The organism is Streptomyces sp. NPDC054757 (genome assembly GCF_053612185.1).
In genome coordinates this window covers 55,922-81,948 of sequence record NZ_JBSHBW010000005.1, presented here as the reverse complement: position 1 = coordinate 81,948, position 26,027 = coordinate 55,922, and the positions used below count along the sequence as shown (strand labels likewise).

Sequence of the window (26,027 nt, the reverse complement as noted above, 5' to 3'; positions counted from 1 at the left end):
TTCTCCTCGGGGTGAATGCGTCGTGCGCTCGCACGCGTCTGGATGAGACCGCCGACGCAAGAGGTATTCCCGGTGCAATTTCTGAGGGCGAACGAATCGATTCGGGCTGCCCGCACACAATACAGGTGGGTGAACGTGACGCTTTTCTGTACCGCTTTTGTATGCATGACCTATGTCCTGACGGGGATATCTCAGATACATCCATCAGCTGTTTCCTGAAAGGCCTGTACCTTTCCCCGCCGGAGCTCGGCGCAGCTCGCCGGTGCCCCGGCGGGAAGGCCGACCGGGGCCCGGAGCGGGTCACACTCAGGGTCCCCAAGGGCCCGCACGCTCCCCCCTCGTCAGAGGACCTCGCCCGTGGTGCGCCGGTAGGTGGAGCGGCGGTCGTCGATCTCGGCCCAGCGGTCCCCGTAGAAGCTCCGGGTGATGCCGGGCTCCCGCAGGAAGTCGTGCGGGAAGCCGAGCGGCACGGCGCTCACCTCGTCCAGACGGGCCAGGGCTCCGGCGTCCAGGCGGACATCGACCGAGGCCAGATTGTCCGTCAGCTGGTTCTCCCTGGTGGCCGCGACGATGGGGATGACATTGCCCGGCCGGCTGCGCAGCCAGGCCAGTGCCACCTGGGCCGGGGACCAGCCGCCCTGCTCGGCCACCTCCAGTACCGCGGTGATCACGGCGTCCTCGTGGTCGTTCCGGCCGTCCGCGCCTGAGCCGTCCAGGCGGCCGGTCTCACCCCTGCGGTACTTGCCGGTGAGCTTGCCCGCCGCGAGCGGCGCCCAGGCCAGTACTGCCAGGTCGAAGGCGCGGGCCTGCGGCAGGAGCTCGCGCTCCGGTGTGCGCTCCAGCAGGTTGTAGCGGAGCTGGGAGCCCGCGAAGGAGGTCCAGCCGCGCAGTTCGGCCAGGGTGTTCGCCTGTGCGATCTCCCAGGCCGGCCAGTCCGAAACGCCGATGTACTGCACCTTTCCCGACCTGACCAGATCGTCCAGGGCGCGCATCACCTCGTCGACCGGGGTGAAGTTGTCGCGGGCGTGCACCCACAGGACGTCCACCCGGTCGGTGCGCAGCCGGCCGAGGCTGGCCTCCACCGACCGCACCAGGTTCTTGCGGTGGTTGCCCGCCGAGTTGACGTCGTCGGGGTCGGTCGTGCAGCTGTACTTGGTCGCCAGCACGAACCGGTCCCTGCGCCCCTCCAGCAGTTCCCCGAGAATGAGCTCCGAACTGCCCTCGGTGTAGTTGTTGGCGGTGTCGATGAAGTTGCCGCCCGCCTCCGCGTAGGCGTTGACGATGCGAGCGCTCGTCTCCTTGTCGGCGCCCCAGCCCCACTCCTCGCCGATGGTCATGGCGCCCAGGCTGAGCTCGCTGACGCGCAGACCGGTCCTGCCGAACAGTGTGTAACGCATGGTGTTCCCCTCGGTCGGGTGGGTGGCCGCCGGTTCCGTCCGGGTTCCGTCCGCGGCCCCGGTCCAGGCCCGTCCGTGACGCTAGGTGCTGGAGCGCACTTCAGCGCAAGCCCCGTCCGGCCCGCAGGCGAAGCCGGATGCCGCCCAGCCGCCCCGGCCGGATGCGCGCCGCGTTCCGGCGGTCGACCATGGAGGTCAGGGCGTCCGCCGTCCCGCCCCTGGAGGTCCCCTGTGTGCGCCGATGCGCCGGATGTTCCGCCCCCGCTGGGTCTGGAGAGCCTGGAATCGCTGTTCGCGGGTACCCCGGCGGGAATCTGCGTGCTCGACACGGAGCTGCGCTATCTGTACGTCAATCCGGCTCTCGAACGGATGAATGGCATTTCGGCCGCCGGGCATCTCGGCCGGACCGTCGAGGACATTCTTCCCGAGCTGGACGTCCCGTCGGACCTCCTGCGCGGTGTGCTCGCCGACGGCCGGGCCCGGGACCTGGCGACCAGCGGCCGGACCCCCGCGTCGGACCGTCCGGAGCCGCGGTTCTGGCAGGGCGCCTGTCACCGTGTGGAGCAGGACGGGGAGGTCCGGGGGCTTGTCCTGATCGTGCTGGAAGTGCTGGCGCCGCGCCGCAGGCAGGTGGAGTACGAACGGGTCAGCCGGCATCTGTCGATGCTGGACACGGCCGCCAACCTGATCGGCACCACGCTCGACATGAATACGACCTGCGGCGAGCTGGCCGACTTCGTGGTCCCCGAACTGGCCGATGTGGCGAGCGTCGAGGTGTTCGCCCCGGAGATCGGCCAGGAGGTGCGTCCGCCGCCCGCCGGGGTGGTCCGGCTGCGTAGGGCGGGCATGGCGACCGTGCCGGAACTCGCCGATGCGGTAAGGCAGTTCGGCGAACCGGGGCAGTACGCCGACTACCAGTCGGGCGGAACCATCGGGCGCTGTCTGGAGACGAACCAGCCGGTCCTGCAGAACCTCTCCACCGACGCCGAGCTGACCGCGTCCGCCCCCAGCCCGGAGCGGGTCGCCGTCTACCGGGCCCTCGGCTTCCACTCGGTGTGCGTCGTGCCGCTGACCTCCCGGGGGCGCCCGCTGGGCTGCCTGGCGCTGGTACGGGCCGGTGACTCACCCGCCTTCACCGACCAGGACGTGGTGGTGGCCCGGGAGCTGGCGGTCCGGGCCGCCGTCGATCTCGATCACGCCCGCCGCTACACGCGGGAGCACGGAATCGCCCTGGAACTGCAGCGCGCCCTGCTCTCCGAGCCGCGCAAACCGCATCCGCACATCGAGGTCGCCACCCGCTATCTGCCGGTCGGCCAGGGGGCGGAGGTGGGCGGCGACTGGTTCGACGTCGTACCCCTGTCGGACGCACGCCATCTGAAGGTCATGGGCGATGTGATGGGCCACGGGGTCGACGCCGCCGTGGCGATGAGCCACTACCGCTCCATGGTGCGGCTCCTCGCCCAGGACGACCTCCCGCCGCACGTCATCCTGGAGCGGCTCGATCTGATGGTGGAGAAGGCGGGCATCGACCGGGCTGCCACCTGTCTGCTGGCGGTCGTGGACCGCTTCCGGGGGGAGTGCCAGGTGGCGAGCGCCGGTCATCTGCCGCCGGTGTTCATCGACCGGGGGGAGCAGGCCGTGATCGCCGACATCCCGGTCGGGCCGCCGCTCGGCACCGGGCTCGGCGGCTATGAGACCGTCTCGCTGCCCTGCGGCCCGGGGACGGTCCTGTTCATGTACACCGACGGCCTGGTGGAGCGCCGGGGCGAGGACATCGATGTGTCCGTCGGCCGGCTGGCGAGTCTGCGTCTTCCGGTCGGCGGGACCCTGGAGGGTCTCCTGGACGACGTACTCGACCGGTTCGGCCGGGACGCCACGGACGACATCGCGGTCCTCGCGTCCCGGATCCGCTCCGGGAGAGCCGGGACGTAGGACGGGTTCGCCGGGGCGGGCGGCCGACGGGTCGGATGGCCGTCAGGTCGGATGGCCGGCCGCCGGGCCGGATGCGCCGGGCCGGGGTGGATGTACGGCGGTCAGACGTTCTCCGCCTGGAACATCCAGCGCTGCTTCTCCAGTTCGGCGGTGAGACCGATCAGCAGGTCCTGGCTCACCGGGTCCGCCTGGTCGGTCGCGGCGATCGCGCTGCGCAGCCGGGTGATCGCCCCGCCCAGCGCGTCCACCAGCAGCGCCACGACATCGTCGTCGGTGATCCAGCCGGTCGCCGGCTCCGGCAGTTCGCTCGTCTTGGCCAGCGCGGCGATACGCCCGTCGGGCGGTACGCCGATGGCGGAGGACCGTTCGGCGACGGTGTCCGCGTAGTCGCGGGCGGTGGTGACCACCTCGTCGAGCTGGAGGTGGACGGAGCGGAAGCGCGGCCCCACCACATTCCAGTGCACCTGCTTCGCGAGCAGGGAGAGGCCGAGCAGGTCGACCAGGGCGCCCTGGAGCGCCTTCCCGGTGGTCTCACGTGCCGCATCGGGCAGGGTGCTCTTCACGGTGGCAGTCATAGTGCCTGCACTCCTTACGTCGGTTGCCTCGTACGTCGGTTGCCTCGTACGTCGACGCGCTGTACCTCGTCGCGCCGTACTGCGGTGTCGCGTTGTACGGCGTTTCCGGATACTGCGTGTCCGACCAACCGCGTACCCGGGGAGACGGCGGACATTCTTCGCGTCGCACTCCGGTCATTTCGCGTCCCGTGCCGGGCGTCCCTCGCCGTGCGTCCCGCGTGCTGTGCGACCCGTGCTGTGCGTCATCTGCCGTGCGTCATTTCGCGTCCGCGTAACACTCGACCACCGCCGTCGTGAACGGGAACCGCACCGGTGTCTCCCCGAAGGCGATCCGCCCGGCGAGCTCACCGGCCGCCCGGATCGCCTCGACCACCCGCGGTGCCTCGTCCGCCGGGCAGTGCACGATCACCTCGTCGTGCTGGAAGAAGACCAGCTCGGCGCGGAGACCCCCGGTGTGGAGGGCGCGGCGCAGTGCGGCCAGCATCAGCAGTGCCCAGTCGGCCGCGCTGCCCTGCACCACGAAATTCCGGGTGAACCGGCCCCAGGCCCGTGCGTCCGGCGCGTGCGCCCTGCCCGACGGCCGGTCCGCACGGGACTCACCGTCGGGCGCCGGCTCCTCCTGCGGGATGCCCGCTTCGTCGCCGTCATCGGCCCCGGCCGCCGGTGGGCTGGTCCGGCCGAGCCAGGTCCGTACGAGCCGGCCCTCCTCGCCGGCTCTCGCCGCGTCGTCGACGTAGGCCACGGCTGCCGGGAACCGCCGCCGCAGCGCCGCGAGATTCTTCAGGCCGTCCCCCGACGTCTGGCCGTAGACCGCGCCGAGCAGCGCGAGCTTGGCGTGGTCCCGGTCGCCGCTGAACGCCCGGTCGGAGAGGGCCGAGTAGAGATCCCCCTCGTGTCCGGCCACCTCCATCAACCCGGGGTCGCGGGAGACCGCCGCCAGCACCCTGGGCTCCATCTGGGCGGCGTCGGCCACCACCAGACGCCAGCCCTCGTCGGCGACGACCGCCCGCCGGATCACCTTCGGGATCTGCAGTGCCCCGCCGCCGTTGGTGGTCCAGCGCCCGGAGACCGTCCCGCCCGGCTGGTACTCCGGGCGGAAGCGCCCGTCCCGCACCCAGTCCTGGAGCCAGGACCAGCCGTTGGCCGTCCAGATCCGGTAGAGCTTCTTGTACTGGAGAAGGGGCGGGACCGCCGGATGCGCGATGCCCTCGATCTCCCAGCGGCGGGTCGACTTCACCCGGATCCCGGCCTGTGCGAACGCCTTGACGACATCGGCCGCCAGCTCCGGTCTGACCCGGCGCCCGAAGGCCGCCGACACCTCGTCCGCCAGCTCCGCCATCCGGCGCGGCTCCCCGCCGCCCGCATACCGCTCCCCGAGCAGTTCGTCCAGGACGGCCCGGTGCACATCGGCCCGCCACGGCAGGCCGTCCCGGTGCATCTCGGCCGCCACCAGCATCCCCGCCGACTCCGACGCGGTCAGCAGCCGCATCCGGTCCGGGTGGACGGTGGTCCCGTACCGGCCGAGCTGGTCCGCGTACACCTCCAGGAGCGCGCTCAACTCCATGGGTACGGGGGCCGGTTCGAAGAGGGAGGACTGTGCGCCGGGCTCGGCCGACCGGGGGCGCGGATCGGGCGGCACGGGCGCCCGGTGCAGCCGGGCCCAGGCCGCCGCGGCCGACCGGGGCTCGCCGTACCGCCCGGCGTGGCCGAGCAGCAGCAGCTCCGCGGACTCGATGTCGTAACACCGCTCGACCCGCACCCCGGCCGCGAGCAGCCGCGGATAGATCTCGGCGGTCGAACGCCACACCCACCGGCCGACGCCGGGTCTGGCCCGCACCGCCTCGGCCAGATCCGGCTCGTACACCACGTCCCCTGCGGGCAGCCCGTCGCCGCCGAGTGGCGCGAGGTGTGCCCCGCCGCCCTCCGCCGTCGCCAGAGCCCACCGTTCGGTCATGCGAGCGAGTCTTGCAGCCGCCACTGACAATCCGCCGGAGCCGGAGCCGGAGCCGGAGCCGGTGGCGGGAGAGGGAGAGCCGTACGAAAGGCGGGCGGGGGCGGGAGCGGTCACGATCGATGGTGGGACACGGAAATCGATGCTGGGAAACGGAAGAAGTGCACCGGCGGTGTGGTTCTACCGGCCGGGTGCCGCCGGACCCGGGCATACGCCCCCCCGCGACTCACCTGCTCACCCACCCACATCTCACTCAGCCACATCTCACTCACCCACACCGGCTCACCGACCGAGGGAGACACCATGGAAGCGATCGTGTTCGAGGAGTTCGGCGGCCCCGAGGTGCTGCGGCTCAGGGAGACCGCCGAGCCGCACGCGGGCCCCGGCCAGGTCCGCCTGAAGGTGGCCGCCGCCGGGGTGAACGCTCTCGACCACAAGATCCGCAGCGGCTGGGCGAAGGACATGTTCCCGACCCCGCTGCCCGCGGTTCCCGGGGTGGAGGTCGCCGGGACCGTGGACGAGATCGGTGAAGGCGTCACCGGGGTCGCGCCCGGCGACGAGGTGGTGGGCTGGAGCGTCACGGGCGGGTACGCGCCGTACGCGCTCTCCGAGTCCTTCGCGCCCAAGCCCGACGCGCTCTGCTGGGAGGCCGCGGCCGCGCTGCCGGTGGCCGGTGAGACGTCGGAGCGCGTCCTGAATCTGCTGGACCTCAGGAACGGCGAGACACTGCTGGTCAACGGCGGTGCCGGCGCGGTCGGTTCGCTCGCCGTCCAGCTCGCGGCGGCCCGTGGAGCGACCGTCGTCGCCACCGCTTCCGAGGCCAACCACGACTACCTCCGGACGCTGGGTGCGACGCCCGTGACGTACGGCGAGGGACTCGTGGAGCGGGTCCGCGCCGTCGCCCCGCAGGGCGTGGACGCGGTCTTCGACGTGGCGGGCAAGGGGGCGCTCCCGGACGCGATCGAGCTGCGCGGCGGTACGACGGACCGGGTCGTCACCATCTCCGACCCGGCCGCACGGGAGCTGGGCGTGGTCTTCAGCGGGGGCGCCATGTCCGCCGACGCGGAGACGATCCTGGCGCGGCAGGCGGAACAGGCGGCGGACGGCACACTGCGGGTCGAGGTGGCGAAGGTCCTGCCGCTGGAGCAGGCGGAACAGGCTCAGCGGCTGAGCGAGGAGGGGCACGTACGGGGAAAGCTGGTGCTGAAGGTGTGAGACGGCGCTGGGTCCGGTCGGTCGGACAGCCACCCGGTCACCTGTCCACAGGCTGTGGACAAAGGATCCCGCCCGGATCTGCCGGATCTGCCGGATCGGGCCTGCCGGGCCTGCCGGGCCTGCTGGGTCCGGCGGGGCTGCCAGGGCTGCCGGACCGTCCGGTGCCGCGGGTCCGACGCCGTACAGGGTGATGACCTCACCGTAGGCGCGACGCACTGCGGCGCCCCGCACGCCGGCGTCGGCGGCCGTGTCCATGGGCGGCGGTGTCCACGGCCGCCCATGCTCCCGTTCCCGGCCGCCGGGCGGGAACGGGGAGGGCCGGACCTACCCTTGGCGCATGGAGAACGTATGGAACCGGTGATCGACCGGGCCTTCGCCGCGGCCCTCTACAGCGAGGGCGACGCGGGCCTGGACACCGGAGCCTCCCTGCTCGCGGCGGACCCGGCGGCCGACGCCGAGCTGGACCGGCGCGGTGCGGAGTTCCTGCGCCGGGCCTGGCGGCGCGGGTGGCAGCCCGCCGATGTGGTACGGCTCGTCCGGCGCGATCTGGCCGACCGGCATGTCCGGCTGCTGACCGCGCTGATCACGGCGGAGGTACGCACGTACCAGCGGCTGCCGCCGCGCTGGCGGGCCCAGCTCGACGCGCTGGACACACCCCCCTGGGAGGCCGACCGCTTCTCGTACGCGACCGCCCTCCTGGAGCTGTACCGGCTGCTCCTGCGGCTCCCGGCCATCGAACCGTTGGGTCCCGTCCCGGGTGCGGACGTGCTCCTTCCGCCGCACCACCACGCCGAGCCCCGCGCGCTCGGCCGGATCCGCGCGCTGCTGGCCAAGGCCGAGGCGACGCAGTACGCGGCGGAGGCGGAGGCGCTCAGCGGGAAGGCACAGGAGCTGATGGCCCGGCACAGCATCGACGAGGCGCGGCTCGCGGCCGACGGCCACCGTACGGACACCCCGGCGGCCTGCCGGATCGGCGTCGACGCCCCGTACGAGACGGCCAAGGCGGTCCTGCTGGACGCGGTCGCCACCGCGAACCGCTGCCGCGCGGTCTGGAACAGCGCGTTCGGCTTCTCGACGGTCGTCGGCTTCGAACCCGACCTGGAGGTGACCGAGCTGCTCCATACCTCGCTCCTGGTCCAGGGGATGGCCGCGATGACCCGCGCGGAGGCGGCGCAGCGTGCGGGCGGGCGCAAGCGGACGAAGACGTTCCGGCAGTCGTTCCTGACCGCGTACGCCAGCAGGCTCGGTCACCGGCTCGCCAGGGCCACCGACCAGGTGACGGCGGACGAGGCCGGTTCGCTCCTGCCGGTGCTCGCGGAGCGGGATGTGGCCGTGGTCTCGGAGGCGGACCGGATGTTCCCCGAGACCACCGTGAGCCGGGTGCGGGGCGTCTCGGACGAGGCGGGCTGGCTGGACGGCACGGCGGCGGCGGACGCGGCGGGGCTGGGGCCTGCGGCGGGCGCGGTGGGGCCGGCGCCCCGGATGCGCTGACGCGGCGGAGATGGTGCCCCCGCGCCCGCTGACGCGGCGGAGATGGTGCCCCCGCGCCCGCTGACGCGGCGGAGATGGTGCCCCCGCGCCCGCTGACGCGGCGGGGCCGGTGCCTGCTGACGTGACGGCCGGGAGTGCTGACGTGGTGCCCCGGACGGCGCTGACGCGACAGGGCCGGCGCCCCGGCCGCGCTGACGCGGTGGCCCGGGGCCCGGCCATGCGCCCGATATGTACCGGTATCCCGCTACGCTCAGCTCCATGCGCTGGCTCCGGGCCCTGTATGCGACCGCCCGCTCCGGGCTGAGGATCGAACAGCGGCGCCTGGAACCGCTCATCGCCTTCCGCGGCGCCGCCGGCCTCGCCCTGGTGGTTCTGCTCAGCCTCGACATCTTCGGCCCCGCCGTCGCCGCCAGCTCCGCCTTCGGCGCGTTCCAGGCGGCCATCGCCAGCTTCCAGCGCAGCTGGCGCGCCCGGCCCGTCCTCGCGCTGTTCTCGGGCGGGACGCTCGCCGTATCGACCTTCATCGGCTACCTCAGCGCCGTGCACACCGCCCTGTTCACGGCCCTGATCGCGCTCTGGGCGCTGCTGGCGGGGCTGGCCTGGGCCGTCGGGCCCACCGCCGGGATCATCGCCGCGTCCAACGTCGCGATGATGCTGGTGACCGTCACCCTCCCCACCTCCGTGCCGGCCGCGGCCGGCCACGCCGCGATGATCGCCTGCGGCGGGATCGTCCAGGCCGGGCTGATCGTCCTCTTCCCGGTCCGCAGATGGGGAGCCCAGCGCGACGCACTCGCCGACGCGCTGACCGCCGAGGCCGACTACGCCCGCAGGCTGTGCCAGGACCCGCTCGCCCCCTTCGACCCCGAGCCGTTCGTGACGGCGCGCAGCGCCGCCGCCGTCACCCGCAGGGAGGCCCGCAGGCGCCCCGCCGAACTGCACGGCACCCGCGGTGTCGCCGAGCGGGTCAGACCCGTGCTCGCCTCACTCGCCGACCCCGCCGTGGGCGCCGCGCCGGAAGGGCCCGAGCGCGAACGGGTGCGGGAACTCCTGGCCGCTGCGGGCTCCGTGCTCGACTCCGCGGCCCACGCCGTCCGGTACGGCGAACCGGTGGTCATCTCCGCCCCCGCCCTGTCCGTACTGGAGGCCCCCGACAACTCCGACGTGCTCACCGGACCCGCCCGCCGTGCCGCCGCCCGGCTGGCGACGCTGTTGCGCGGTGTCGTCGAGACGGCCAGGGGCCAGGGCACCACGGCCGACGCCGAGCCGCTGGTGCGGCCCTCGCTGGTACGGATGGCGCCGGTCGTGCTGCGGACCATGCGCAAGGAGCTGCGCAGTCACGACTCACCCGTCCTGCGCCACGCGATCCGCACCGCCGTGGTCGCCGCGGTGGGCTATCTCATCGGCGCCGCCCTGCCGTTCGGGCACGGCTACTGGGTGCCGCTGGCCTCCGTGATGGTGATGCGGCCGGCCTTCACCCAGACGTACGGCCGCGCCGTCGCGCGCTTCGGCGGCACCCTCGTCGGGGTCGCGGTCGCCACCGCCGTCGTCCGGCTGGCACATCCGGGGCCCTACCCGTCCGGCGCGCTCGCGGTGGTCAGCGCGGGGCTGATGTTCCTGCTGATGCGCACGGGGTACGCGGCCGGCTCGGCCTGCGTCTCCGCCTATGTCGTCTTCCTCCTCGACATGAGCGGCCTCGCGGTCGGCCAGACCGTACGGGACCGGGTGCTGCTCACCCTGATCGGCGGGCTGCTCGCGATGGTCGCGTACGCCGTCTATCCGGCCTGGGAGACCCCCAGGCTGCGCAACCGGCTCGCCGACTGGCTGCTCGCCGACGGTCGTTACGCGGCGGCGGTCGTCGCCCACTACGCCGACCCGGCCGGCGCCCGCAGGACCGATGTGCGCGACGCGGTGATCGCCGCGCGTGCCGCCCGTATCGCCTGGCAGGAGGCCCTGGAGCGGGCCACCCATGAACCGGTGCGCCACCGCGGCCTCTCCCGCCCGGTGGCCGAGGGGGCGGAGGAGGCGATGGCGCAGCTGGGCCGGGCCGCCATGCTGATGGAGGCCCATCTGCCCGGCCGCTCCACCACACCCGTACCGGCGGCGCGCGAGGTGGCGGACGCGCTGCTCCACGCGGTCGAGCGGGGTGCCAGGGACATCCGCCAGCGGCGGGTTCCGCACTGGGACGAGGTGCGCGAGAACCTGGCGGCATGGGACAGCGAGGGCGTACCCGACCAGGTCGTACGCGGCGGGGCGGGTCTGCTCCTCGACACCCTGGACCAGCTCACCGCCGCCCTGGACGAAGAGCCGGCCCGGCCGCGTCCCGACCCGGACGAAAAGCCATCGAGAAGGCCCTCCGGAAAGCCCTGAACAAACCCTGAACAAACCCTGAACAAGGCCCCTCAGAAGGCTCCGCAGAAGGCCCTGGGAAAAGCCCTAGAGGTGGGGCATCTTCAGCCCGTCCGGGAGCTTCCCGCCGTCGGTCCTCCTGAAGGTGTCCTTGATCCCGGCCTCCCACGACACCTTCATGATGCCGCCGTCGGCGGACTCGATCGTCCCCATGGTGCGGTCGTTGTTGCCGTCGGGGCACTTGAGGGTCAGCATCGGCTTCCCCATGTCGGCGACCACGCCGGTGCAGACATGCTGCCCCGCGATGGCGGCCTGCTTGCCCTGGATCACCAGCGCGGTGGACTTGCCGTCGGTCATGGCGAGCCAGCTGCCCTCCATGCCCGCGGCCTTCGCACCCGCACCGCCGCCACCCGTGCCACCCGTGGACGCGGACGGCGCCGGGGCCGCGGTGTGCGCGCCCTTGTCCTGGGACGCGTCGGAGCTCTTGCCGTCACTGCTGGAACATCCGCTGATCACGAGCGCAGCCGTAAGCCCGGCGACCGCGAGGCCGGTGGTACGTACGAACCTGTTCACTTCTTCCCCCTGGGTGTGGTTGACGGAACGCGACAAGCTACCAGGGAGCCGGATCGGGGGAACGGCGCGTCTCCGTGCATGAGAAACGTTTCATCGGCAAAGCTGTAGTGGAATGACCACCCCGCGTGCACGTGCATCTGCTCATGCATCGGCACATGAACACAGCTATGATCCTGGACAGTTGACAGCTGTACTTCCGCACGCCCGTACCGCTGCTCCGTACTCCGCTACTCCGTACTTCTGCACTACCCGGGAGCGACCTGTGCACCACGCATACAACGGCATGGCGGCAACAGAGCTCCACGGGGTCGTCTGGCAGAAGAGCGAGCTGAGCAACTCGCAGGGCGCGTGCGTGGAGTTCGCCAGGCTGCCCGGCGGTGACGTGGCGGTACGCAACTCACGCCACCCCGAAGGACCGGCCCTCGTCTACACCCCGGCCGAGATCGCGGCGATGCTGCACGGCGCGAAGGCGGGGGAGTTCGACCACCTGGTCGCGGAACAGGGCTGACCGGGAGCTGCGGTTGGCCCCCGCCCTGCTCCCCTGCTCCCCTACTCCCCCTGGAGCCGGAACAGCGCCCAGACCACCTTGCCGTGCAGCGTTCCCGCCAGCGGGTGCCAGCCCCAGCTGTCCGCGAAGGACTCGACCAGGAAGAGGCCCCGGCCCGACTCCGCCGCGAAGTCGTCCGACGGGCGGGCGGCGGGGGTGCCGTCGCTCGGGTCGCGTACCGCGCACACCAGACGGGAGGTCCACCGCATCAGGTGCAGCCGCACCGGGGCGTCCTCGTCGCGCGGGGTGTCGGTCGGCAGGGCGTGGCGCAGGGCGTTGGTGACGAGTTCGGAGACGACCAGCGCCACATCGTCGAAGCGGTCACCGAGGTCCCAGTTCAGGAGCGTCGACCTGGTGAAGTGCCGGGCCCCCCGCACCGCTTCGAACCTCGGCGGCAGGGCGCAGGAGGCGGAGCTGGACACGGCCAAGGGGTCGATGGGAGGAAGGCCCTGCTTCAACGGCTCGTCGAGCATGGTCGATCCATCCGTCCCCATGCGAGGCACTCCCCGGTTTCGCGGCCGTAGCCAGCGTGCGGTGGTACGAGAACGCAGGTGCGCGGGGCCCATGGTTCCGAATGCGCACGGCAGATGCAAGGGCAGATGCACGTGCACGCGCCGGACTTGAGCGGCCCGTGCCGGTTCTGGTGCATTTCTTCCTGCACTCCTGTCACACCCGTCCGTCGATCGCCCGCCGGGCTTTGCTCTTTCTGTAATCGATCGAGTACAGGGCGGAGCGTTTTAGTGGCAGACTGCCCCCCACATCACGACCGGGGAGGGTTGGAAAGTGTCAGCAGGCGAGTCCTGGGGTTCTTCCCAGACGCTGAGCACCGGAGGTGGGTCCGTCGTGCGGCGCATCCTCCTGGGCTCACAGCTCAGACGGCTGCGCGATTCACTCGGGATCACCCGGGAGGCCGCCGGATACTCGATCCGGGCCTCGGAATCCAAGATCAGCCGTATGGAGTTGGGACGGGTGAGCTTCAAGTCCAGGGACGTCGAGGACCTCCTCACGCTCTACGGAGTCCTCGACGCGACCGAGCGCGAGGCACTGCTGGGACTGGCCAAGGAGGCCAACCTCGCCGGCTGGTGGCACAGTTACGGCGATGTGCTGCCGGGCTGGTTCCAGACGTACATCGGTCTCGAAGGCGCCGCTTCACTGATCCGCGCCTACGAAGTCCAGTTCGTACACGGCCTGTTGCAGACCGAGGCGTACGCCCACGCCGTCGTCACCCGGGGCAACCCCACCGCGTCGGACGCCGACATCGACCGCCGGGTCGCGCTGCGCCTCGAACGGCAGAAGGTCCTGGTGGCCGAGCACGCCCCGCAGCTGCACGCCGTGCTCGACGAGTCGGCGCTGCGCCGTCCGTACGGTAAACGGGACGTGATGCGGGCGCAGTTGGAGCACCTCATCGAGATCTCCGAGATGCAGAACGTCACGCTCCAGGTGATGCCGTTCAGCTTCGGCGGCCACGCGGGCGAGAGCGGATCGTTCGCGATGCTGCGCTTCCCGGAGTCCGATCTGTCGGACCTCGTCTATCTGGAGCAGCTCACCGGCTCCCTCTACCTCGACAAGGCCGACGAAGTCGCCCAGTACGAAAGGGCCATGACGCAGCTTCAGCAGGACAGCCCGCCCCAGGAAGACACCCGCTCCATCATCAGGGACATCCTCCGCACCACCTGAAACGCACGTACGATGAGATGCCATCAGGCCTATGGCGTCATGAGCATCTGCGCGCGCGGCAGCGGCAGTTAGGGATCTCCATGTCCTTCTTCAGCGAGCTGGCTCTTCAGTACATCGACGGTGAGTGGAAGCCGGGCAGCGGCTCCTGGGACATCATCGACTTCAATCCGTACGACGAGACGAAGCTCGCGTCGATCACGGTGGCCACGGCCGCCGAGGTGGACCAGGCGTACCGCGCCGCCGAACGCGCCCAGGTGGCCTGGGCCGGGACGAACCCCTACACCCGCCGTACCGTCTTCGAACGCGCCCTGCGCATCATCGAGGAGCGCGAGGACGAGATAGCCGACGCCATCGTCACCGAGCTGGGCGGCACCCGGCTGAAGGCGGCCTTCGAGCTGCACCTCACCAAGGAGTTCCTGCGCGAGGCCGTCCAGCTGGCGCTGCGCCCCGAGGGCCGCATCATGCCCTCGCCCGTCGACGGCAAGGAGAACCGCGTCTACCGCGTCCCGGTCGGCGTGGTCGGGGTCATCAGCCCGTTCAACTTCCCGTTCCTGCTCTCCATGAAGTCGGTCGCCCCGGCCCTCGCGCTCGGCAACGCCGTGGTCCTCAAGCCGCACCAGTCCACCCCGGTCTGTGGCGGCACCCTGGTGGCGAAGGTGCTGGAGGACGCGGGGCTGCCGGCGGGCCTGCTGAACGTGGTGGTCACGGACATCGCCGAGATCGGCGACGCGCTGCTCACCCACCCGGTGCCCAAGGTCATCTCCTTCACCGGCTCCGACCGGGTCGGCCAGCACGTCGCCACGGTCTGCGCCGCCCACTTCAAGCACGCCGTGCTCGAACTCGGCGGCAACAGCGCCCTGATCGTCCTTGACGACGCCGACATCGACTACGCGGTCGACGCGGCGGTCTTCAGCCGGTACGTGCACCAGGGCCAGGTCTGCATGGCCGCCAACCGCATCCTGGTGGACCGCCGGGTGGAGCGGGAGTTCACCGAGAAGTTCGTCGCCAGGGTGCGGACCCTGAGGACCGGCGACCCCGCCGACCCGGCCACCCACATCGGCCCGCTCATCAACACCAGGCAGGCCGAGGCCGTCACGGCGCTGGTCGAGCAGGCGGTGGCCGCCGGAGCGACGGCCCTGGTGCACGGGGACACCGAGGGCAGCCTGGTCTCGCCCTCGGTCCTGACCGGTCTGGCCCCCGGCTCCCCGCTGCTCCAGCAGGAGATCTTCGGACCGGTGGCGCTGCTCGTGCCGTTCGACGGGGAGGACGAGGCGGTCCGTATCGCCAACGACACCCCGTACGGGCTGAGCGGCGCGGTGCACACCGGGGACGTGGAGCGCGGTGTCCGGCTGGCCAGGCGGGTCCGTACCGGGATGATCCACATCAACGACAGCACCGTGCACGACGAGCCGGTCGTCCCCTTCGGCGGCGAGAAGCGCTCCGGGCTCGGGCGGCTGAACGGCGACTCGATGGTCGACGCCTTCACCACACAGCAGTGGATCTCCATCCAGCACGGGCGCAGCGGGTTCCCGTTCTGACAGCGCGGTGCCCGCTTCCGGGGCCGGGCCCGGCCGTACCGGGGGACGAGCTCTAGGCTGGCCCCATGTCAGCGTCAGCGATCCGTCTGCTCGTACTCGGAGCGGTCCGCCAGCACGGGTCCGCGCACGGCTACCAGGTCCGCAACGACCTGGAGTACTGGGGCGCCCACGAGTGGTCCAACGCCAAGCCCGGGTCGATCTACCACGCCCTGAAGCAACTGGCCAAGCAGGGCATGCTGCTGGCCCACGAGACGGCTCCCAGCACGGCGGGCGGCCCGCCCCGCACCGAGTACGAGATGACGGCGGCCGGCCGGGACGAGTACCTCAGGCTGCTCCGCGAGGCACTGGTCACGTACGACCAGCGGACGGACGTCATGTCGGCGGCGCTGGGCTGCATCGTCGACCTGGAGCGGGCCGAGGCCGTGGAGCTCCTGAAGGAACGCCTGCGGGCGGTGGAGACCTGGCGGGCCTCGGTCACCGAGCACTACATCCCCGAGGGCGGCCCGCAGCAGCTGGGCCACATCGGCGAGATCATGAACTTCTGGATCCACACGGCGGACGGCGGGGCCGAGTGGACCCGTGGCCTGATCGCCCGGATCGAGAGCGGCGCGTATGTCTTCGCGGGCGAGGGCGAGCCCTTCGTGGGGGTGCTCGCCGACGGCGAGGAGAACCCGTACGCGAGCGGCGAGCCGGACCCCGGCGACAGCGCCTGACAGACGGCACCTGATGGACAGCGCCTGATGGACAGCGCCTGACGGGTGCGGCTCCCGGCCGCCCGGTGACGGGTGCTCAGTGGTGGAACGCGGTGGCCTCCGCCTTGCTCCGCTCCAACGGCCCCGACTGCCGACGCAGTTCGGGAAGGAGCGCCCGGAGGTCGTCCATCAGCAGATCGGACAGGTCCTCGGAGAACCCGTTCCGGCAGACCACCCGGAGCACCGAGAGGTCCTGCCGGTTCTCGGGGAAGGTGTACGCGGGCACCAGCCACCCCCGCTCACGCAGCCGCCGGGACACGTCGAACACGTCAAAGCTCGTGGTGTCGTCCGTGGTGGTGAAGGCGAAGACCGGCAGTTCATTGCCCCGGGTCAGCAGCCGGAAGTCGCCCAGTTCCTCGATCCGGCCGGCGAGCGATTCCGCCACGTCGCGTGTCGACTGCTGGACGGCGCGGTACCCCTCCCTGCCGAGCCGCAGAAACGTGTAGTACTGCGCCACCACCTGCGCGCCAGGCCGGGAGAAGTTGAGAGCGAAGGTCGGCATGTCACCGCCCAGGTAGTTGACCCGGAAGACCAGCTCCTCGGGCAGTTCATCGGGGGAGCGCCACAGCGCCCAGCCGACGCCCGGGTAGACGAGACCGTATTTGTGCCCCGATGTGTTGATGGACGAGACCCGGGGCAGCCGGAAGTCCCAGACCAGCTCCTCGTCGAGGAAGGGGGCGACCATCGCGCCCGACGCCCCGTCGACATGGACGGGGATGTCGAGCCCGGTGCGCTCCTGGAGGGCGTCCAGCGCCGCGCAGACCTCGGCGACCGGCTCGTACGACCCGTCGAAGGTGGAGCCGAGCACGGCCACGACCCCGATGGTGTTCTCGTCGCAGAGGTCGGCCGCGGCCTGCGGGTCCAGGTGGTACCGGTCGCCCTCCATGGGGACCTGCCGCGCCTCGACCTCCCAGAAGTTGCAGAACTTCTCCCAGCAGACCTGGACATTGACCCCCATGACGAGGTTCGGCCGCGCGGTGGCCGGATAGCGGTCCGCGTTCCGCTTCGCCCAGCGCCGTTTGAACGCCATGCCGGCGAGCATGCACGCCTCGCTCGACCCGGTCGTCGAACAGCCGACGGTGGTCGTGGGATCCGGTGCGTTCCACAGATCGGCGAGCATCGCCACACAGCGCCGCTCCAGCTCGGCGGTGCGCGGGTACTCGTCCTTGTCGATCATGTTCTTGTCGCGGCACTCCCCGAGGAGCACGCCCGCCTGCGGCTCCATCCACGTCGTGACGAACGTGGCCAGATTGAGCCGGGAGTTGCCGTCCAGCATCAGCTCGTCATGGACCAGCTGGTACGCGCTCATCGGCGGCAGCGGGTCGTCGGGGAGCCGGTGCTTGGGCGGGGCGGTGTCCATGCCGCCGACGGGGTTCGCCTCGCCGAAGAACGGGTTGACGGCGACGGTGGACGGTTTCCCGGAGCCGTCGGCCCCGTTCGCGCCTCGGTGCAGGGGCATGGTTCGCGTTCGCCTTCCTCTGGGAGCACTCGACTGGGGCTGTCTGTCCGGAGCTGCCTGTCCGGGACCGCACGTCCGGGGCTGTCCGTCCGGGACCGCGGGGCCGGGACCGCGGGGCCGGGACCGCCTGTCCGGAGCGTGCGGGCCGGGCTCGCGGGGCCGGTACGGGGACGGGGCCGGGCGGCTCGTCCCCGTACCGCCCCCGTGGGTCACGTCCTGGCGATGACGACCGCCGTGCCGTAGGCGCAGACCTCGGTGCCGATGTCGGCCGCCTCGGTGACGTCGAACCGCATCGCGAGCACCCCGTTGGCGCCCCGGGCGCGGGCCTGCTCGATGAGCCGTTCCATCGCCTGGTTACGGGTCTCCACGAGGGTCTTCGTCAGTCCCTTCAGCTCACCGCCGATCATCGACTTCAGACCGGCGCCGATCTGGCTGCCCAGATGACGGGAGCGGACTGTGAGGCCGAACACCTCACCGATCACCTGCTGAACCGTGTGTCCGGGGACGTCGTTCGTCGTGACGACCAGAACGTCGGCCTGGGGCGACTGGCCGCCGCCGAAATCCTCGATGCTCATCCGGCACCACCTCCTGGTGATCACCTTGCCCGAATATTCGTATATCGCACCCGGGCGGGAGGGGACGGAACCAGGAACGCCGTGTCGGCGTTGATAACTTTGGCCAGCCATTACCCGCATGGCACCCATGCCGACTGACCCCAGGAGCCCGGAACCCGTGACTACTCTCGCGCTCGGACCGAGCTGGATGGACCCGGACTATCTGATCAGCACCTTCGGGGTGGCCGGTCTGCTGGTGATCGTCTTCGCCGAGTCCGGGCTGCTGATCGGCTTCTTCCTGCCGGGCGACTCCCTGCTGTTCACCAGCGGCCTGCTCGTCACCACCAACAAGCTCGGCACCCCGCTCTGGCTGCTCTGTGTGCTGGTGGCCGTCGCCGCGATCGCGGGCGACCAGGTCGGCTATCTCTTCGGCCGCAAGGTCGGGCCCTCGCTCTTCCGGCGGCCCGACTCCAAGCTCTTCAAACAGGAGAACGTCGAGAAGGCCCACGACTTCTTCGAGAAGTACGGCCCGAAGTCGCTGGTGCTGGCCCGCTTCGTGCCCATCGTCCGGACCTTCACGCCGATCATCGCGGGCGTGAGCCGGATGAACTACCGCTCGTTCGTGATCTTCAACGTCATCGGCGGCACGCTCTGGGGTGTGGGCGTCACCCTGCTGGGCGCGGGCCTCGGCAAGGTCGCGTTCGTCAACGCGCACATCGAGCTGATCCTCGTCGCGATCGTGCTGGTGTCGGTGGTGCCGATCGCGATCGAGTACCTGCGGTCGCGCGGCAAGGCGAAGCAGGAGGGCGGCGCACCGTCCGCCGGTGCACCGGAGAGCCCGGCCGCCCCCAGCGGCCAGCGCGGCCGGCACGCCAAGCGGTAGGGCCACGCCCGGCCCCCGGGTGCGGCCGCCGGACAGCTGTCAGAACCCGCGCGTCCGCTTCGCCGCCCTGCGCTGCCCGCCCACTACACCGGGGGCCCGCATGAAGAGCCGGGAGATCTCACCGCCGAGGTTCACCCCGACCGCGATGGCCAGCGCCAGGGCGGCGGCCTTGGTCAGCGAGGACAGCCCCTTGTTGACGTCGCTGTGCGCGATGTACAGCATCCCGAAGTACGTCGCGGAACCGGGCAGCAGCGGCCCGATCGCCGCGGTGACGTAGGGCAGCGCCGACGCGTACCGGTAGCGCGAGAACAACTGCCCGAACAGGCCCACGAGTCCGGCCGCGACGGCGGTGGAGGGCACCGGAGCGATCTTTCCCGCGTAGTGCATGGCCCCGTAGACGATCCAGGCCACCCCGCCGTTCAGCGTCACCATCAGCACCGTGGAGCGGTCCTGCTGGAGCAGGATCGCGAAGGCGAAGGTCAGCAGCATCGCGGCGCCGATCTGGATGAGGGGCCGGTTGGCGCCCGTCAGCGCGGCCTCCGCGTTGAGCTGGTTGGCACCGAACTGGAGCCCCAGCCAGATCACGATCAGCACACCGATGACGATCGAGATGAAGAAGTAGACGACTTCGAGCAGTCGCGCGGAGGCGGTGATGTAGTAGCCGGTCAGACCGTCCTGGACGCCCGCGACCAGCGCCCGCCCCGGCAGCAGCGCGAAGAGCCCACCGGTGATCACCGCGGAGGCGCGCAGATCGGGCACGTCGGCGAGGGTGAGCGCCACCCCCACCGCGGCGGGCGGCATCGCGGCCACCGCGAACTGGTAGAACTCCGGCAGCCCGCGCCCGGCGAGGTACCAGGCAAGCCGGTCGCCGAGCATCGCACCCACCATCGCGGCGATGAAGACCAGCGCGCCACCGCCGACCAGCACCGATGCCGCACCGGCCAGCAGCCCGTTGGCGGTCGTCAGCGCCCAGCCCGGATAGGGGTGCCGGTTACGGCGGATCCCGGCGAGACCCCGGTACGCCTCCTCCAGCGAGACGTCGACGTCCTCGGACGTGATGTCGTCGATGAGGTGGTAGACGGCCGCAAGCCGCGTGTAGTCGGTACCGCGGCGCCGTACGGTACGGCTCGCGGTCACCGGGTCGTCCACCAGCGACGGCTGGTGCGAGATCGACAGCAGGGTGAAGGTGACGGTCGGCTCGCAGCGTTCGAGCCCGTACGCCTGGGTGACGGCGAACATCGCCGCCTCCACGTCCTCGGCCCCCTCGCCGCCCGCGAGCAGCAACTCGCCGATACGCAGCGTCAGGTCGAGCACACGCGGTACGGCGGGACCCGACTCGTCGTCCTGCTTCTGCGCCGCCTCCAGCGCGGGCCGCTCATGGACCGGCATCCGCAGCATGGTGCGCATCCGGTCCTGCCAGGGCGCCTCCTTGGCCAGCTTGATCATGGGGAAGCCATGGGCCGGGGTGAAGGCGGGCGGGGAGTTCTGGGCGCTGTATGTCTGCGGTGTGGTGAAGGCGGAACCCTCGGGCTCGGACGGCGTCTCGGCGGCCAGCCCCGGCGGCACGGAGAACTCGGACGTGGTGGAGGAGTCCTCGGGACCCGGAGTCTCCGTACCCGTCGGCGGCACGAACGCACTCCGTACCTCGTCCGACTGCGGCTTGCGGTCCTCTGGACCGTCCGTCTCAGCCACTCGCTCCGCTCCCGCCTCTCCTGTTCCTGATCAGCGCCTGCCCAGTATGCGCACGGGTACTGCCTGTACCGCCTCCGGACGCACGGCCCCTACCGCCTCCGGACGCACCGCGGGCGGTGCGCCCGTGAGGGACACACCGCCCGCAGAGGCAGCCTCGGAGCGGACCGGCCGACGGCCGCTACCGGCTCCGGCCGGTCAGTGCGACCCGCCCTGCGCCTGGAGGCGCTTGTACGAGTTCTCGACCTCGGCCTCGGCATCGGCGCGGCCGACCCAGTCGGCGCCCTCGACGGACTTGCCGGGCTCCAGGTCCTTGTAGACCTCGAAGAAGTGCTGGATCTCCAGGCGGTCGAACTCGGACACATGGTGGATGTCGCGCAGGTGCTCCACCCGGGGGTCGGACGCCGGGACGCAGAGCAGCTTGTCGTCGCCGCCCGCCTCGTCGGTCATCCGGAACATGCCGATCGCGCGGCACTTGATGACACAGCCGGGGAAGGTCGGCTCGTCCAGCAGGACAAGGGCGTCCAGCGGGTCCCCGTCCTCGCCGAGGGTGTTCTCGACGAATCCGTAGTCCGCGGGGTAGCTGGTCGAGGTGAAGAGGCGACGGTCCAGACGGATCCGGCCGGTCTCGTGGTCCACCTCGTACTTGTTCCGCGAACCCTTCGGAATCTCGATGGTGACGTCGAACTCCACGGGTGGCTCCTCCATGATCAACACGAACTTCGGGTGGTGCTGCGTCCTGCCGGACCGGCCGGATGCCGTGCGCACGGCGAACGCAGTGGTTAAGTGTCCCCCACGACGATGTGTGATCGCGAAAGGGGCTGCTCCGAGGTGCCGGTGCCGAAGGTGACGACGTGGCAACTCTCGGCGGGCTCCGCCGTGATCGGTCTCGCGCTCGCGGCCGGACTGATCGCGGCGTCAGGACCCTGGGACTCAGGTCAGCGTAAGGCCGAGCGGGACTGGGCCGCCGCCCGGGACCGTACAGGTGGCGCAGATCACGGGCGCCCCGCGCACGGTGCCGCACCGGCCCCCGCGCCCAGCGCGCCCAGCGTGCTCGCCGCGCTCGGCGGCGGCGCCGCACCGACCGCCGAAGGGCTCGGCAGGGCGCTCGGCCGGCTGATGCACGACCCGGGGCTCGGCCCCACCGCCGGCGGCGTGGTGATCGACGCTGCCACCGGCCGGAGGCTGTACGGATCGGACGCCGACCGGCCGATGACCCCCGCCTCCACGGTGAAGCTCGCCACGATGGCCGCGGGCCTCTCCGCGCTCGGTCCCGGACACCGCATCGCGACCACCGTCACCGCGAGCCCCGACGGGAAGCGGCTGACCCTCAGGGGCGGCGGCGACCCGACCCTGGACCGGGACGGCCTGCGGAAGCTCGCCGACACCACGGCCAAGGCGCTGCGCGACCGGGGCGTCGGCTCCGTCCGCATCACGTACGACACGTCGCTCTACTCCGGCCCCGTGCTCCACCCCATCGGCCCCAACGACAACCTCGCCCCGGTCAGCGCCCTCATGACGGACGAGGGGCGGCTGCACCCCGGCACCACGGCGGCCCCCTCGGCGGCGGAGGACGGCGACCACGGCCCGGCCCCGCGCAGCGGCGACCCGGCGGGCGACACCGCCCGTACGTTCGCCTCGCTGCTGGCCGACCGGTCCGTGCACAGCAAGGGGACACCGTCACCGGGGAAGTCCCCCAAGGACGCGAAGCCGGTGGCCAGGACGTACTCGGCGCCGCTCTCGGCGCTGGTCGAGCGGGCGCTCACCAACAGCGACAACGACATCGCGGAGGCCATCGCCCGGCAGACCGCGCTCGCCGTACACCAGCCCGCGAGCTTCGCGGGAGCGGGCCGGGCGGTACGGACCCAGCTGGAGAAGCTCGGCCTGCCGCTGGACGGGGCCCGCTTCGCGGACGGCAGCGGGCTGAACCGGCAGGACAAGGTCACCCCGGCCCTGCTCGCCACCCTCCTCACCCGGGCGGGCGACCCGGCCCGCCCCGAGCTGCGGCCGATCCTCACCGGGCTGCCCATCGCCGGGTTCTCCGGCACACTCGACGGGCGCTACACGGACCCCTCCGGCGCGGGCGGTCTGCTGCACGCCAAGACCGGCACCCTGACCGGGGTGAACACCCTGGCCGGCACGGTGGTGGACGCCCGGGGACGGCTGCTGGCCTTCGCGTTCATGGCCTCGGACACCGCGTCCCCGGTGGAGGCCCAGTCGGCACTGGACCGTCTGGGCACCGCCGTGGCGTCCTGCGGCTGCGCGGGCTGAGACCCGGGCGGTGGCCGACCGCCCGCCCGCAGCGCCCGCCCGGTCACCGCCCGTGCACTGCACTCTCCGGGCAGCCGCTGCGCTCCGGGCAGCCGGTGCAACACCTCACCGTCCGCCGATCCGAGAACGTACGGTTGACGCATGACGCGCATCGGTGGTGCCGAGATGGTCGACTGGAACCTCGCCACGGCGACTGCGACCCGCTTCGCGAAGCAGGGTCCCGAGGTCAGCAGGGACGAGGCCCGAGCGGTGGTGGCGGAGCTGCGCAGGCACGCCAAATCCGCCGAGGAGCACGTCCGTGCCTTCACCCGGATGATCCCGGACGGCACGGACCTGGAGGACACCCCGGTTCTCGTGGTGGACCGCGCGGGGTGGGTCAAGGCCAACGTCGCCGGGTTCCGTGAAGTCCTCAAGCCGCTGCTGGGCAAGATGGAGGACCGGCGCGGCAGCTCACCGGGCGGCGCCGTGCTCGGCGCGGTGGGCGGCAAGGTCACCGGCGTCGAGCTGGGCATGCTGCTGTCGTTCCTCTCCTCCCGGGTGCTCGGGCAGTACGAGACGTTCGCCCCCGCGGGCCGTGACATGCCCGGGGCGGCGGGCGGCGGCGGCCGGCTGCTGCTGGTCGCGCCGAACATCGTCCATGTGGAGCGCGAGCTGGAGGTCGACCCGCACGACTTCCGGCTCTGGGTCTGTCTGCACGAGGAGACCCACCGCACCCAGTTCACCGGCGTGCCGTGGCTGCGCGACCATCTGGAGGGCGAAATCCAGTCGTTCCTCGAAGCGACCGAGGTCGACCCGATGACCGTCCTCGAACGGCTGCGGGAGGCCGCCCAGTCGTTCGCGGGCGGCCGGACCACCGGCGCCGACGCCGGGGAGGGCGACGGCGGCAGCTCACTGGTCGAACTGGTCCAGACCCCCGCCCAGCGCGACATCCTGGGCCGCCTCACCGCGGTGATGTCGCTCCTCGAAGGACATGCGGACTACGTGATGGACGGCGTCGGCCCGCAGGTCGTGCCGTCGGTCGACGACATCCGGGAGAAGTTCCAGAAGCGCAGGGCACAGGGTGCGGGCCGCCTCGACCAGGCGCTGCGCAAGCTGCTCGGACTCGACGCCAAGCTCCGTCAGTACCGCGACGGCGAGCGCTTCGTACGGGCCGTGGTCGAGCAGGTCGGCATGGACGGCTTCAACCGCGTCTGGACCTCGCCGAACACGCTGCCCACCAAGGCGGAGATCGCCGAACCGGCGGAGTGGATCGCGCGGGTGCACGGTAAGGGCGAGACGGCGCCCTGACCCGGCCCCTGGCAGAAGTACGCCGCGGTAATCACCCATCCGAGGGACCGTCGGCGAGGAGTTGGCGTGCGATGCTCGGGTATCGGCCTGGTTCTGTCACCATCTATGCACTCTGTGTGACGCACCCGTCCACCCGAGGCACCCCCCCAACTCCACCGAAGGGCACCGGATATGGGTCCCCATCCTGCGGTCGCAGCGATACGCCTGGCGGTCCGCCGCGTACTCCACGACGTACTCAACGAACAGACGGCCATCGGCGAAATCCCGGCCGGGCGCACGGCCGCCCCGCGTTCCCCAGTTGACCGGGGCGACCGCCCCGGAGGCGCCCCGTCCGAGCCGCACCGGCCGCTGGTGCTGGTCGCGTGCTCCGGTGGCGCCGACTCCATGGCGCTCGCATCGGCCCTGGCCTTCGAGGCCCGCAAACTCCCCGTCCGCGCAGGCGGCGTCACCATCGACCACGGCCTCCAGGACGGCTCCGCCTCCCGCGCCGCTGAAGTCGTCGCACGGCTGGAGAGCCTCGGGCTCGACCCCGTCGACTCCGTCGCCGTGACGGTCGGCAGGACCGGCGGCCCCGAGGCGGCGGCCAGGGACGCCCGGTACGCCGCGCTGGACGCGGTGGCGGAGCGCCGTGGCGCCGCCGCCGTCCTCCTCGGCCACACCAGGGACGACCAGGCGGAGACCGTGCTGCTCGGCCTTGCCCGCGGCTCCGGCATCCGCTCCCTGTCCGGGATGGCGGCCGTCTCGGGGGCGGCCGACCGGTACCGCAGGCCGTTCCTCCAGCTCGACCGCCAGACCGCCCGCAAGGCCTGTCTCGTCCAGCACCTCCCGGTCTGGGACGACCCCCACAACACGGACCCCTCGTACACCCGCTCCCGGCTGCGCCACGAAGGGCTGCCCGCCCTGGAGAAGTCCCTCGGCAAAGGGGTCGTCGAGGCCCTGGCCCGCACCGCACGGCTCTCCCGCGACGACGCCGACGCCCTGGACACCTGGGCGGCCAACGCCGAGGAAGCTGCCAGGGACGAGTCCGGGCAGCTGGAGTGCGCCAAGCTCTACGCCCTGCCGCCCGCCGTACGCAGCCGGGTGCTGCGCCGCTCCGCCATCGCGGCCGGTGCGCCCGCCGGGTCCCTCTTCGCCCGCCACATCGAGGAGCTGGACCGGCTGATCACCGGCTGGCGCGGGCAGGGAGTCATCAACCTCCCCGGCCGCGTCGAGGCTCAGCGGCAGGGTGGCAGACTGGTGATCCGGCAAGGCTGACGCAGAGCTGCGCCGCAAGCCGAAGCACAAGCAACCGAAAGTGGCCCGGGTGAACGAGAAAGACATGGGCACCGACCTCGCGTCGGTGCTCATCACCAAGGAAGAGATCGACGCCAAGCTCGTGGAGCTGGCCGCGAAGATCGACGCGGAGTACGCGGGCAAGGACCTGCTGCTCGTCGGTGTTCTCAAGGGCGCTGTGATGGTGATGGCCGACCTGGCCCGTGCGCTGTCCACGTCGGTCACGATGGACTGGATGGCGGTGTCGTCGTACGGGGCGGGCACCCAGTCGTCGGGCGTCGTGCGGATCCTCAAGGACCTGGACACCGACATCAAGGGCAAGCACGTCCTGATCGTCGAGGACATCATCGACTCGGGTCTGACTCTCTCCTGGCTGCTGTCGAACCTCGGATCCCGCGAGCCCGCCTCGCTGGAGGTCTGCACACTGCTCCGTAAGCCGGATGCGGCAAAGGTCTCGCTCGATGTGAAGTGGGCCGGGTTCGATATTCCGAATGAGTTCGTCGTCGGTTATGGACTCGATTACGCCGAGAAGTACCGCAACCTCCCCTTTGTCGGCACACTGGCTCCGCACGTGTACGGCGGCTGACACCCCGTCCGGCCCTGTCGGGCGCCCGGCAT

At 71.5% G+C, this 26,027-nt stretch carries 22 protein-coding genes; 13 read left to right on the top strand and 9 right to left on the bottom strand.

Features of this window, described 5'->3' with window-relative positions; all coding sequences use genetic code 11:
* Nucleotides 1–341: 341 nt before the first annotated feature.
* Entirely contained in the window at nt 342–1,397 is a 1,056-nt protein-coding gene (locus ACWGKJ_RS09110; protein WP_385020655.1) for an aldo/keto reductase, read from the bottom strand.
* A 231-nt stretch (nt 1,398–1,628) separates the two neighbouring features.
* On the opposite strand from ACWGKJ_RS09110, the gene ACWGKJ_RS09105 reads away from it, so the two are divergent.
* Complete coding sequence (locus tag ACWGKJ_RS09105) at nt 1,629–3,329, top strand: SpoIIE family protein phosphatase (protein ID WP_385020652.1); 1,701 nt, start codon at nt 1,629–1,631, stop codon at nt 3,327–3,329.
* A gap of 101 nt (nt 3,330–3,430) precedes the next feature.
* Here the strand turns inward: ACWGKJ_RS09105 and ACWGKJ_RS09100 are convergent, their stop codons facing one another.
* Nucleotides 3,431–3,904, bottom strand: a complete 474-nt coding sequence (locus tag ACWGKJ_RS09100) for a Dps family protein (RefSeq protein ID WP_385020650.1) — start codon at nt 3,902–3,904, stop codon at nt 3,431–3,433.
* 256 nt (nt 3,905–4,160) lie between these two features.
* Nucleotides 4,161–5,858: a bifunctional 3'-5' exonuclease/DNA polymerase gene (locus ACWGKJ_RS09095; RefSeq protein ID WP_385020646.1), complete on the bottom strand. Its 1,698-nt coding sequence runs from the start codon at nt 5,856–5,858 to the stop codon at nt 4,161–4,163.
* 300 nt (nt 5,859–6,158) lie between these two features.
* Between ACWGKJ_RS09095 and ACWGKJ_RS09090 the strand changes: the two genes are divergently transcribed.
* From ACWGKJ_RS09090 to ACWGKJ_RS09080, 3 genes are all read left to right on the top strand, one after another.
* On the top strand, nt 6,159–7,070 hold the full coding sequence (locus tag ACWGKJ_RS09090; protein ID WP_385020642.1) for an NADP-dependent oxidoreductase: 912 nt from the start codon (nt 6,159–6,161) through the stop codon (nt 7,068–7,070).
* Between the two features lie 348 nt (nt 7,071–7,418).
* Entirely contained in the window at nt 7,419–8,561 is a 1,143-nt protein-coding gene (locus ACWGKJ_RS09085; protein WP_385020639.1) for a DUF2786 domain-containing protein, read from the top strand.
* Nucleotides 8,562–8,819: 258 nt separating this feature from the next.
* Nucleotides 8,820–10,928: an FUSC family protein gene (locus tag ACWGKJ_RS09080; RefSeq protein ID WP_385020636.1), complete on the top strand. Its 2,109-nt coding sequence runs from the start codon at nt 8,820–8,822 to the stop codon at nt 10,926–10,928.
* Between the two features lie 66 nt (nt 10,929–10,994).
* Here ACWGKJ_RS09080 and ACWGKJ_RS09075 read toward each other — a convergent pair whose 3' ends face one another.
* Nucleotides 10,995–11,480: a hypothetical protein gene (locus tag ACWGKJ_RS09075; RefSeq protein WP_385020633.1), complete on the bottom strand. Its 486-nt coding sequence runs from the start codon at nt 11,478–11,480 to the stop codon at nt 10,995–10,997.
* A 262-nt stretch (nt 11,481–11,742) separates the two neighbouring features.
* On the opposite strand from ACWGKJ_RS09075, the gene ACWGKJ_RS09070 reads away from it, so the two are divergent.
* Complete coding sequence (locus tag ACWGKJ_RS09070; RefSeq protein WP_385020630.1) at nt 11,743–11,988, top strand: DUF397 domain-containing protein; 246 nt, start codon at nt 11,743–11,745, stop codon at nt 11,986–11,988.
* Nucleotides 11,989–12,029: 41 nt separating this feature from the next.
* Here ACWGKJ_RS09070 and ACWGKJ_RS09065 read toward each other — a convergent pair whose 3' ends face one another.
* Nucleotides 12,030–12,521: an ATP-binding protein gene (locus ACWGKJ_RS09065; RefSeq protein ID WP_385020627.1), complete on the bottom strand. Its 492-nt coding sequence runs from the start codon at nt 12,519–12,521 to the stop codon at nt 12,030–12,032.
* Nucleotides 12,522–12,810: 289 nt separating this feature from the next.
* Between ACWGKJ_RS09065 and ACWGKJ_RS09060 the strand changes: the two genes are divergently transcribed.
* The 3 genes from ACWGKJ_RS09060 (at nt 12,811) to ACWGKJ_RS09050 (ending at nt 15,955) form a co-directional block, all read left to right on the top strand.
* Nucleotides 12,811–13,704, top strand: a complete 894-nt coding sequence (locus ACWGKJ_RS09060) for a helix-turn-helix domain-containing protein (RefSeq protein WP_385020624.1) — start codon at nt 12,811–12,813, stop codon at nt 13,702–13,704.
* Between the two features lie 80 nt (nt 13,705–13,784).
* Entirely contained in the window at nt 13,785–15,242 is a 1,458-nt protein-coding gene (locus ACWGKJ_RS09055; protein ID WP_385020621.1) for an aldehyde dehydrogenase family protein, read from the top strand.
* 65 nt (nt 15,243–15,307) lie between these two features.
* Nucleotides 15,308–15,955 carry a PadR family transcriptional regulator gene (locus ACWGKJ_RS09050; protein WP_385020618.1) on the top strand — a complete coding sequence of 216 codons (648 nt, stop codon included), beginning with the start codon at nt 15,308–15,310 and terminating at the stop codon, nt 15,953–15,955.
* A 76-nt stretch (nt 15,956–16,031) separates the two neighbouring features.
* On the opposite strand, the gene ACWGKJ_RS09045 is transcribed toward ACWGKJ_RS09050, so the two are convergent.
* A complete protein-coding gene (locus ACWGKJ_RS09045; RefSeq protein WP_385020615.1) occupies nt 16,032–17,453 on the bottom strand; it encodes a glutamate decarboxylase in 1,422 nt (473 codons plus the stop codon).
* Nucleotides 17,454–17,662: 209 nt separating this feature from the next.
* Nucleotides 17,663–18,028 (bottom strand): YbjQ family protein, encoded by a 366-nt coding sequence (locus ACWGKJ_RS09040; protein ID WP_385020612.1) that lies wholly within the window; start codon nt 18,026–18,028, stop codon nt 17,663–17,665.
* A gap of 157 nt (nt 18,029–18,185) precedes the next feature.
* On the opposite strand from ACWGKJ_RS09040, the gene ACWGKJ_RS09035 reads away from it, so the two are divergent.
* On the top strand, nt 18,186–18,890 hold the full coding sequence (locus ACWGKJ_RS09035; RefSeq protein WP_385020609.1) for a DedA family protein: 705 nt from the start codon (nt 18,186–18,188) through the stop codon (nt 18,888–18,890).
* A 39-nt stretch (nt 18,891–18,929) separates the two neighbouring features.
* On the opposite strand, the gene ACWGKJ_RS09030 is transcribed toward ACWGKJ_RS09035, so the two are convergent.
* A complete protein-coding gene (locus ACWGKJ_RS09030; RefSeq protein ID WP_385020606.1) occupies nt 18,930–20,582 on the bottom strand; it encodes a threonine/serine exporter family protein in 1,653 nt (550 codons plus the stop codon).
* Between the two features lie 195 nt (nt 20,583–20,777).
* Nucleotides 20,778–21,272 carry an inorganic diphosphatase gene (locus ACWGKJ_RS09025; protein WP_164264904.1) on the bottom strand — a complete coding sequence of 165 codons (495 nt, stop codon included), beginning with the start codon at nt 21,270–21,272 and terminating at the stop codon, nt 20,778–20,780.
* A gap of 108 nt (nt 21,273–21,380) precedes the next feature.
* Here ACWGKJ_RS09025 and dacB point away from each other — a divergent pair, with 108 nt between their 5' ends.
* The 4 genes from dacB (at nt 21,381) to hpt (ending at nt 25,995) form a co-directional block, all read left to right on the top strand.
* A complete protein-coding gene (dacB, locus tag ACWGKJ_RS09020; RefSeq protein ID WP_385020602.1) occupies nt 21,381–22,850 on the top strand; it encodes a D-alanyl-D-alanine carboxypeptidase/D-alanyl-D-alanine endopeptidase in 1,470 nt (489 codons plus the stop codon).
* Between the two features lie 141 nt (nt 22,851–22,991).
* Entirely contained in the window at nt 22,992–24,137 is a 1,146-nt protein-coding gene (locus ACWGKJ_RS09015; RefSeq protein WP_385020599.1) for a zinc-dependent metalloprotease, read from the top strand.
* A 171-nt stretch (nt 24,138–24,308) separates the two neighbouring features.
* Nucleotides 24,309–25,391, top strand: a complete 1,083-nt coding sequence (gene tilS, locus ACWGKJ_RS09010) for a tRNA lysidine(34) synthetase TilS (RefSeq protein WP_385020596.1) — start codon at nt 24,309–24,311, stop codon at nt 25,389–25,391.
* A 64-nt stretch (nt 25,392–25,455) separates the two neighbouring features.
* Nucleotides 25,456–25,995 (top strand): hypoxanthine phosphoribosyltransferase, encoded by a 540-nt coding sequence (hpt, locus tag ACWGKJ_RS09005; RefSeq protein WP_385020817.1) that lies wholly within the window; start codon nt 25,456–25,458, stop codon nt 25,993–25,995.
* Nucleotides 25,996–26,027 lie beyond the last annotated feature (32 nt).